The sequence below is a fragment of the Kosakonia sp. N21 genome, from assembly GCF_050587465.1.
Lineage (GTDB): Bacteria > Pseudomonadota > Gammaproteobacteria > Enterobacterales > Enterobacteriaceae.
The window spans coordinates 420,654-426,707 of record NZ_JBOBHR010000005.1; the positions used below are offsets into that span (position 1 = coordinate 420,654).

The 6,054-nt window shown below is 55.4% G+C and carries 7 protein-coding genes; 2 read left to right on the top strand and 5 right to left on the bottom strand.

Going from position 1 to position 6,054, the window contains the following annotated elements; translation table 11 throughout:
* Positions 1–99: 99 nt before the first annotated feature.
* Positions 100–561 carry a DUF3828 domain-containing protein gene (locus ACQ3G7_RS15200; protein WP_430890435.1) on the bottom strand — a complete coding sequence of 154 codons (462 nt, stop codon included), beginning with the start codon at positions 559–561 and terminating at the stop codon, positions 100–102.
* A 461-nt stretch (positions 562–1,022) separates the two neighbouring features.
* Here ACQ3G7_RS15200 and potC point away from each other — a divergent pair, with 461 nt between their 5' ends.
* Together potC and potD are read left to right on the top strand one after the other, a co-directional pair.
* Positions 1,023–1,808, top strand: a complete 786-nt coding sequence (potC, locus tag ACQ3G7_RS15205; protein WP_430890436.1) for a spermidine/putrescine ABC transporter permease PotC — start codon at positions 1,023–1,025, stop codon at positions 1,806–1,808.
* A gap of 4 nt (positions 1,809–1,812) precedes the next feature.
* Positions 1,813–2,859 carry a spermidine/putrescine ABC transporter substrate-binding protein PotD gene (gene potD / locus ACQ3G7_RS15210; protein WP_430890437.1) on the top strand — a complete coding sequence of 349 codons (1,047 nt, stop codon included), beginning with the start codon at positions 1,813–1,815 and terminating at the stop codon, positions 2,857–2,859.
* 66 nt (positions 2,860–2,925) lie between these two features.
* Here the strand turns inward: potD and ACQ3G7_RS15215 are convergent, their stop codons facing one another.
* The 4 genes from ACQ3G7_RS15215 to ACQ3G7_RS15230 form a co-directional block, all read right to left on the bottom strand.
* On the bottom strand, positions 2,926–4,278 hold the full coding sequence (locus tag ACQ3G7_RS15215) for an ATP-binding protein (RefSeq protein WP_430890438.1): 1,353 nt from the start codon (positions 4,276–4,278) through the stop codon (positions 2,926–2,928).
* The gene (locus ACQ3G7_RS15220; RefSeq protein WP_430890439.1) at positions 4,247–4,933 is read right to left on the bottom strand and encodes a response regulator transcription factor; all 687 of its coding nucleotides are present in this window, start codon (positions 4,931–4,933) and stop codon (positions 4,247–4,249) included. The genes ACQ3G7_RS15215 and ACQ3G7_RS15220 overlap by 32 nt, the downstream gene beginning before the upstream one ends.
* Entirely contained in the window at positions 4,933–5,694 is a 762-nt protein-coding gene (locus tag ACQ3G7_RS15225) for a MipA/OmpV family protein (RefSeq protein ID WP_430890440.1), read from the bottom strand. Before ACQ3G7_RS15225 ends, ACQ3G7_RS15220 begins: the two co-directional genes overlap by 1 nt.
* A gap of 110 nt (positions 5,695–5,804) precedes the next feature.
* Positions 5,805–6,054 (bottom strand): transketolase-like TK C-terminal-containing protein (locus ACQ3G7_RS15230; RefSeq protein WP_430890441.1); only part of this gene is annotated, 250 nt, incomplete at its 5' end.

Sequence of the window (6,054 nt, forward strand, 5' to 3'; positions counted from 1 at the left end):
TGGATGAACCATGATGCTGGCATGCGCTTTACGTCGCGGTAAATGGCATGCCATTCAAGGCACTATCCGTGCCTTGTTGCCATTAAACTGCGGTGTCTGTCAGTAAAGTTTTTGCTCAATATTGTCACCCGCATCAACGACCCGCCAAATCTTCCAGTGTCCATTTTCCTTACGGGTCCAAACCTGCAGATGCGCATGTTCGCTATTCTGCTGCCCAAGCCAGACATCCAGTTTCATACTTTGCCCATCCAAAGACGCCGGAGAAACGTTTATAGTTTTCTCCCACTCGGGGAACGCATCCTGCGCGTAGGTAAAATAATCGGCCATCAGTAACTCTTGCTCCGGCATCGAATAAATTTCATCCATACGCTTAAGTAACGTCGCCGATACCCATTTATGCATTTGTTCCATTTTGATGATGTTATCTGGCGAAACATCGTGATTAATTTCGTGCAGATAAAATGTGTAGAACGCCGTAACATTTTTCTGAATATCGGTCTCTGTTGTGGCGCTGGCAAAAGGGAGATAAGCCACCAACAGTAATGAAATGAGCAATCGCATCCGTTTTTCCTGTCAATCACATAAGAGGGGTGGCGGTTTCAATCGCCCGACGAGTGAACGTTGCACAATACCCGGTAGATTTCAGGCCCGCATGTTTCACCATGCAATCAACGGCGGCATTTTTATTCCATCCCATAAAAATTCCTTTAAAAATAATGTGCATAAACGCCGGGATATTACATCAGGTCAGGCGACAACAAACGAGTGGAATCTCATGTTAAGCAGGAACCGCCCCCTCAACACCGGCTCGCAATAACGGTACGGGTTGTCCAAAACAGGTAAAGTTCGTCGTTTATGCGGGAGTTTTTCCCGATCGCAAAACAAATTGTTGTAAAATGCGCGGCCTCAAGCGACTGTCGACTGCCAGACAGTGTTGGTGAAATGGGTTGGAGGTGGCAAAAAGTGATAATTTTCAAATCACTGGAATCGAACAATTGGCTTAAGAAAAAGGTGGAATGCGCATGATTGGTCGACTGCTGCGCGGCGGTTTTATGACCGCTATTTACGCGTATCTGTATATTCCGATCATCATTCTGATCGTCAACTCGTTTAATCAATCGCGCTTTGGCATTAACTGGCAGGGGTTCTCTACCGAGTGGTATCACCTGTTGATGAACAACGACAGTCTGCTGCAAGCCGCGCAACACTCGCTGACGATGGCCGTACTCTCCGCCACCTTTGCCACCCTGATTGGCTCGCTGACAGCCGTTGCACTCTATCGCTACCGTTTTCGCGGTAAACCGTTTGTCAGCGGTATGCTGTTTGTGGTGATGATGTCGCCGGATATCGTCATGGCCATTTCGCTACTGGTGCTGTTTATGCTGCTGGGCATTCAGCTCGGGTTCTGGTCATTGCTGTTTTCGCATATCACCTTCTGCCTGCCATTTGTGGTGGTGACCGTCTTCTCGCGCCTGAAAGGCTTTGATGTGCGCATGCTGGAAGCCGCCAAAGATCTGGGGGCCAGCGAAGTCACTATTCTGCGCAAAATCATCCTGCCGCTGGCGATGCCTGCCGTCGCGGCTGGCTGGCTGCTGAGCTTTACCCTGTCGATGGACGACGTGGTGGTTTCGTCCTTCGTTACCGGTCCGGGCTATGAAATTCTGCCCTTAAAAATCTATTCCATGGTCAAGGTGGGCGTGTCGCCGGAAGTCAACGCGCTGGCCACCATTCTGTTAGTGCTGTCGCTGGTACTGGTGATTGCCAGCCAGCTGATTGCTCGTGATAAAACCAAAACTCAGGGGACGTAAGATAATGAAAAAATGGTCACGCCACCTGCTGGCAGCGGGAGCTCTCGCCATCGGCATGAGCGCCGCGCATGCGGACGACAACAAAACGCTCTATTTCTACAACTGGACCGAGTATGTGCCGCCCGGCCTGCTGGAGCAGTTCACCAAAGAGACCGGCATCAAGGTTATCTATTCGACCTATGAATCGAATGAAACCATGTACGCCAAGCTCAAAACCTACAAAGAAGGCGCATACGACCTGGTCGTGCCGTCCACCTACTTCGTGGATAAGATGCGCAAAGAGGGCATGATCCAGAAGATCGACAAAACGAAGCTGACCCACTTCAATAACCTCGATCCACAGATGCTCAACAAACCGTTTGACCCCAATAACGACTACTCCATCCCTTATATCTGGGGCGCCACCGCGATTGGCGTAAATAGCGAGGCTATCGATCCGAAAACCGTGACCCGCTGGGCCGATCTGTGGAAACCGGAATACAAGGGCAGCCTGCTGCTGACGGATGACGCCCGCGAAGTGTTCCAGATGGCGCTGCGCAAGTTGGGTTACTCCGGCAACACCACCGATCCCAAAGAGATTGAAGCGGCCTATAACGAGCTGAAAAAACTGATGCCAAACGTCGCAGCGTTCAACTCGGATAACCCCGCCAACCCCTATATGGAAGGCGAAGTGAATCTGGGAATGGTGTGGAACGGTTCAGCGTATGTGGCGCGTCAGGCGGGGACGCCACTGGATGTCGTCTGGCCTCAGGAAGGGGGGATTTTCTGGATGGATAGCCTGGCGATCCCGGCAAATGCGAAAAACGTCGACGGGGCGCTGAAGCTTATTAACTTCCTGCTGCGCCCGGAGATTGCCAAACAAGTGGCGGAAACCATCGGCTACCCAACGCCAAACCTGGCCGCGCGTAAGCTGCTGAAACCGGAAGTGGCGAACGATAAGTCCCTCTACCCGGATGCGGAAACCCTCAGTAAGGGCGAGTGGCAAAATGATGTCGGCAGCGCCAGCGCCCTTTACGAAGAGTATTACCAGAAGTTAAAAGCCGGGCGTTGAGTCCGTATCCGATAGCGCTGACGCTTATCCGGCCTGTGGGGATCCCAGGCCGGATGAGGCACTGCCCTAACGTTTTAACGCCAGTCTTAACCCTGGCTGCGCGTTTTCCGCCGCCAGTTGCCAGCCATGCGCCAGCGCAATCTCGTGGCAAATCGCCAGCCCTAACCCTGCCCCGCTATCCCGCCGGTGCGCACCGCGCCAGAAGCGTGAAAACAGCAATGGCAACGCATCCTGCGTCACGCCCGGCCCATAATCCCGCACCGTGATACACCCGGCAGTGATTTCTGTACGCACATCCGACTCGGCAGGAGCATGCTGAATGGCATTCTCCATCAGGTTTTTGAGCAAGGTAAACAAGGCGCCACGATCGGCATGCCACACCACCGCATCATCGCTCACGACAAGCGACAGGCTGACATGTGCCTCTTCCGCAATCGGCTGTAAAAATTGCAGGCTATCCCGGGTCACTTCCGCCACATCAAGCGGAACAAAATGGTAGCTCAGCGGCTCACTGGCTTCGGCGAGCAGCAGAAGTTGCTGAACCTGGCGCGCCAGATGTTCCACCTGCATCAGCAGCGGTTCACGCACACCGGCGCGGTCATCCATCAACTCCAGTTCTGCCCTTAATAACGTCAGCGGCGTTTTTAATTCATGAGCGGCTTTCGCCAGAAAATCCTGCTGACTGCGATACCCCTTCTCCAGCCGCGCCAGCGCCTGGTTAAAGCTGTCGATGAGCGGGAGGATCTCCCCCGGCATGCCCTGGGTTTGCAGGCGGGCATCCAGCGATCGCGGGGAGATCATTGCCGCGTCCGCAGATGCCTGACGCAAAGGTCGGAGGGAATATTTCAGCGTGATCCACGCGCAAAACCCAAACACCACCAGCAGCACAAGGCTGAAAAGCTCAATGCCAAAGCGGATAAACGGCAGCGCAAACCCGCGGTGCAGGAAATCGATGATCCGCGAACTGGCCGTCATCTGAATAAACCCGCGTCGGCCCTGGTGGCTATACTGTGCGGTCACGCCATCATACACCACGCCATTACGCGTAAAGCTAAAGCTCCCTTCCTGCGGCGCGGTAATGTGTGCTATCGGCGGCCAGGCCTGCGCCCCCGGCGACATCAGCACAACATGCCCTTTCTCGTCGAGGATCCGGTACGCGACATCCTCAGACAGACTCTGATAAATCCACAGCGGGTACTGATCGCCCTGCGTGAACCCGACCGGATTCCCGTGTTGGTCAAACTGCAATGCCCTCGCCAGCGCTTGCGTATAGTCCGTCAGATCCATTCCCGGCAAGCGCTCTTTGACCACCATGCCGGTCAGTATCAGCAGACCAATGCTCAATAGCGCACCGGCGATAAACGCCAGTAAAATCTTCAGCGCCAGACTATTCAGCCAGCGCTTTTTCACGGATGGCATAGCCCAGCCCTCTGAGGTTGACAATCTGTAAGCGGGAGCCAATCGCATGCAGCTTGCGCCGGAGTCGGTGTAAGGCAACATCCAGCGCATTTGGCGTAACCGTCTCGCTTAGCCCCCATCCGGCGGACTCCATCCGGTTGCGCCGCACCACGCCGCCCTGTTTACGCACCAGCGCCAGCATGATCTGCAACTCGGCAGGCGCCAGCGCGATACTCTGCTGCCCGCACTGCATGACGCCGGACTCGGGCAATAAGATGATGTCTCCCCATGCCGGGTGCAGCGACTGATGCTCCACAGGACGACGCAACAACGCGCGCACGCGGGCCACCAGTTCCTCCATCGCAAAGGGTTTGGCGAGATAATCATCCGCCCCGGCTTCCAGCCCTTCAACGCGATCGTGCAGGGCATCGCGGGCGGTGAGGATCAGGCACGGAACCGCGATTTGCGCCTGGCGCAAACGTTGTAATAGCTGTAGACCATCGCCATCGGGCAACCCCCGGTCGAGCACCATGCCCTGGTAGGAAACCTGCCGGACAGCCGCCCAGGCCGTATCGGCGCGGCTGACGAGATCGGCGGCGATACCGGCCGACGCCAACCCTTTGGCAATCAGCCGAGCCAGATGCTCGTGATCTTCAATTAACAATATTCGGCTCATCAGAACGCGTACATGTAGCTCATAAAGAGGCGGTTTTCGTTGGTCCTGTCCACCAGCGGGCTGTCCTTAATGTCCGACGCCAGCAGCGTCGCTTGTACATCCACCATGAAAATATGGTGTTCGTGAAATTGCCACCGTCCATTGAGGCCAATCTCGGTGTTCAGCGCAGCGCGTCCCTGCCAGGCAGGCCGCCATGCACGCGCCTCATCATCCCGTACGCCGTAGTAGTAATCCACGTAGTGGCTGTCATAGCGGTTGGCGACAATACGCGGCGTCAGTGTAAACCCTTCGCCGAACTGCCAGCCTCGCTCCGCCCCCAGGCGTAAGCGCTGCCCTTTACTGTTGCCGGAAAGGTCGTGCGTCCAGTCAGCGAACACATTCACCAGCGGGTTCTGCCACTCCGCGCCCGCGCCGCCCCAAAACCCGCCTTTGCGTTTAGCCATCCCGTGCAGAATGGCGGCATCATCAGCCGCGTAACCTGCGCCATCATAGCGGACGATTAGACCGGTTGTTAGCCGCTGAGTTTCACCGAACGGTAGCGCGGGTAATTTGAGCTCCGCAGAGAGTCCGGCAAAGCGAAAGTGGTCGTTTTCATAGTGTAAAACGGGGAGCGGCGTGTATTCGCGATCCATACCGGTGTAGGGCTTTTGTGTACTCGCCACGCCAACGCCCAAACCGAACTGGCTGGCGTCGTCAGCCGCAGCATTAAAGGACACAGACAGCAAACCCGTAAGAATAATGTGACGTGATACAACAGCCATGATAACGCTCCTGTTGGCAATGAAAGCGCATTATCAGTAGCGTTTGCTTACGGGGAACTTACTGGCGGAAGAAATGCCGGATAAGGCAAAGCCGCTATCCGGCAAGGGGGTTACATCACGGTTTTCGCCGTGTCGACAATGTTTTCGACACTGAAGCCATACATCGCGAATAACTGCTCAGCCGGCGCCGACTCACCAAAGGTGGTCATGCCCACTACCGCGCCGTTCAGGCCCACGTATTTGTACCAGAAGTCCGCAATACCGGCTTCAATCGCCACACGTGCAGAGACGGCTTTCGGCAGAACAGATTCACGGTACGCCGCATCCTGTTTGTCGAACGCGTCGGTGGACGGCATGGAG